The following is a 2,543-nucleotide window of genomic DNA, read 5'->3' as shown; positions in this document are numbered from 1 at the left end:
CGCCGTAGCGGGAGTGGAGGGCGGGGTAGACGTCCTTGCGGGCGGCCTCCCGGAGCATCCAGCTCAGGTCGGTGTGCGGGACCTGGTGGCCGCGGGCCAGCCGGTCGTGCGCCTGCCGCGTCACCCGGAGCAGCTCCGGATGCGCCGCCGACTCGGAGAGGATCATGCGCGCCGCGTCCCTGAGTTCCATGCCGGGAGTCTACGCACGGCACCGGATCAGGGGGGATGACCGTCCGGCCGCCCGCGCACCCGGCGGGACGGCCGGATACGGTCACGAATTCGGGGAGTATCCCCGGAAATAGTTGACTCGGGCGTTCGTCGGTTGTCAGGTCGTTGTTGCGAATGTTTCGCCGTGGGCGCGCCGGGGCGGCGTGGCGGGTGCGATGAGACAGGTCAGGGCGGGTGTCCCGGGGAGCGGCCCCGGTTCGGGGGCATCCTGAACAGGGTGCACCGCGGGTGGGGTTTGGGACCGGACCGTAATCCGGGCGGCCGTTTCGGGCGAGATCGCTAAAACGACAAAGTTCCAGCTCAATCGTTGATCACCGGGCGACCCCTTGTTAATCTGCCCGGCAGCCGGAGCGAACCCGGCCTCCACCACCAGTGATAGGCCGGATTCGCTCCGCTACATTTGTCCACCCCGCCAACAAATCCAACCGTTCTTGTGACCCTGGCCGACACAATCGGCCGCGGGCGCCTACAGCTACACCCGACCCCAGAAGTAGTCAGCTGAACGGTACAAATTAATGACTGTCCAATCGCAGGAATCGTCCGCCGGCCGACAGGCGGGCGACACCCTGGGACGGCGGCTCGCGGCCTTCGCCGGCAGCCCGCTCTTCCGCGGTGACGCCCAGTTACTCCACGGCCCGAACCCCTACCGCCGGATGCTGGTCCCCGGCTCGCTGGCCGAGCACGACTTCGACCGGCCGCCCGGCCCCGGCGAGTGGTCCGCCCATCGGTCCCTCGCCGCGCACCGGCTGCTCGGCACGTACTACGAGTCCGAGACGGTGCTCCTGCCCGAGCAGGGACTCGCGGGCCTGTACGAAGATTTTGATCTCTTCTACGGGCGGCAGCTGAAAGAAATCCGGGAAGGCTCGGTTTCGGAGCTGGAACGTTTCGCGTTCGCCTGCCTGGACGACGCGGTGGACGTCAGCGGCGCCGCCACCCCCGACGTGCTGGACGCCTACTTCCAGCACGTGGTGGACGAGGCCGCCGCCGGCCCGTCGCCCGCGCTGACCGCCATCGCGGAGGCCCGCGACCGGGAGAGCGCCGCCGACCTGTACCTCGTGCAGCTCGCGCTGGACGGGCTCACCGAGGCGTCCGCGATGTCGCGCAACCTCGGCGGCGCGTACGGGCCCGAGCAGTCCGCGCTGTTCAAGATCTTCATCGACGAATTCGGGTACGGCGTCTACGACGCCAAGCACACCACGATCTTCGCCAAAATGCTGCGCAGCCGCGCGATGGCGACGCATGTGCACGCGTACTGGAACTTCTATCTGGCCGGTCCGCTGGCGACGAACAACTACTATTACTACCTGTCCCGCGACCATGCGAAGTTCTTCCGGTACGCGGGGGCCGTTACTTATGCGGAAGCGGTTTTCGCACCCGCTTTCGTCGAGATGGTCAAGGTGTTCCGCGACATATTCGGGGACGCCGTCGATCTGCATTACTGCGACGAGCACGCGCACATCGACGAGCACCACGGGCGCATCACCCGCGAGCAGGTCCTGCTGGCGCTGGCCGAGCGGCACGGCCCGCGGGTCGTCCCCGAGCTACTGCGCGGCGTCGCGGAGGCCCGGCTGATCGGCGGCTGGTTCGAGGACGACACCGCGGCGCAGATCCGCTGGTCGGACGACCTCCCCCGGCACCGCGAACTCGCCGGGAGCGCGAAGACCGCCGGTGCGCCGCAGCGCACGCTCCTGACACCGGAGAGCCCGTTCGGCACCCGCACCCACGACGACGCCGTGGTGCTGGAGATCGAACGCGGCGAGGCCGACCTCGTCACGACGCCGACCGGGCCTCCCGAGCGGATGGCGCGCGGCGACGCCGTGCTGATCCCCGCCGGACGGCTCTACGGGGTGCGCCCGGCGACGTCCGAAACCGCCTGCCTCCTCCACACCGCCACGCCCGGCTGACGCACCTCCGCTCCCGCACTCCCGCACCGCCACCGCCTGACCGCGCCATGCCCTGTGCCGTCCCCGCCCGTCACCGGCCGCGCCCGACACCGAAGAGGAGCCGATGTCCCGCGTCATCGTGATGGATCTCAGCCGGCACAACACCGTGATGGTCGGCCACGACCGCTACTTCGTCCTGCACTCGGACGGGCGGGCACTGCTCGTCCGCGACCACTGCCCGCACCGTGGCGGGCCGCTGAGCCTCGCCCGCCGCACCCCGGACGGACGGCGGCTGAGCTGCCCGTGGCACGGCACCAAGGTCGGCGTCGCCGCGGTGCGGCGCAGCTGCCTGCCGATGGTGCGCAGCGGGGACGAGGCCGTCGTGGTGCTCCCGGACGGCGACGACGCGCCCGTCTCGGTCATCCACAAGGA

Annotated in this window: 3 protein-coding genes; 2 read left to right on the top strand and 1 reads right to left on the bottom strand. The window is 70.0% G+C overall.

Annotation, left to right across the window (positions count from 1 at the left end; translation table 11 throughout):
* Positions 1-190: hypothetical protein (locus tag E1293_RS46310; RefSeq protein ID WP_132206417.1), on the bottom strand; the 190-nt coding region annotated here is incomplete at its 3' end.
* 553 nt (positions 191-743) lie between these two features.
* On the opposite strand from E1293_RS46310, the gene E1293_RS46305 reads away from it, so the two are divergent.
* Both E1293_RS46305 and E1293_RS46300 read left to right on the top strand, forming a co-directional pair.
* Complete coding sequence (locus E1293_RS46305; protein WP_132206415.1) at positions 744-2,132, top strand: iron-containing redox enzyme family protein; 1,389 nt, start codon at positions 744-746, stop codon at positions 2,130-2,132.
* Between the two features lie 103 nt (positions 2,133-2,235).
* Positions 2,236-2,543: Rieske (2Fe-2S) protein (locus E1293_RS46300; RefSeq protein ID WP_165978719.1), on the top strand; the 308-nt coding region annotated here is incomplete at its 3' end.

Source organism: Actinomadura darangshiensis (assembly GCF_004349235.1).
Taxonomy (GTDB): domain Bacteria; phylum Actinomycetota; class Actinomycetes; order Streptosporangiales; family Streptosporangiaceae; genus Spirillospora; species Spirillospora darangshiensis.
The sequence above is the reverse complement of the archived record's forward strand: the minus strand, read 5'-3'. Positions and strand labels throughout refer to the sequence as shown.

What these genes read in the sequence shown, in the direction of transcription:
- E1293_RS46305 (WP_132206415.1), top strand. Translation starts at nt 744, where the DNA reads ATGACTGTCCAATCGCAGGAATCGTCCGCCGGCCGACAGGCGGGCGAC.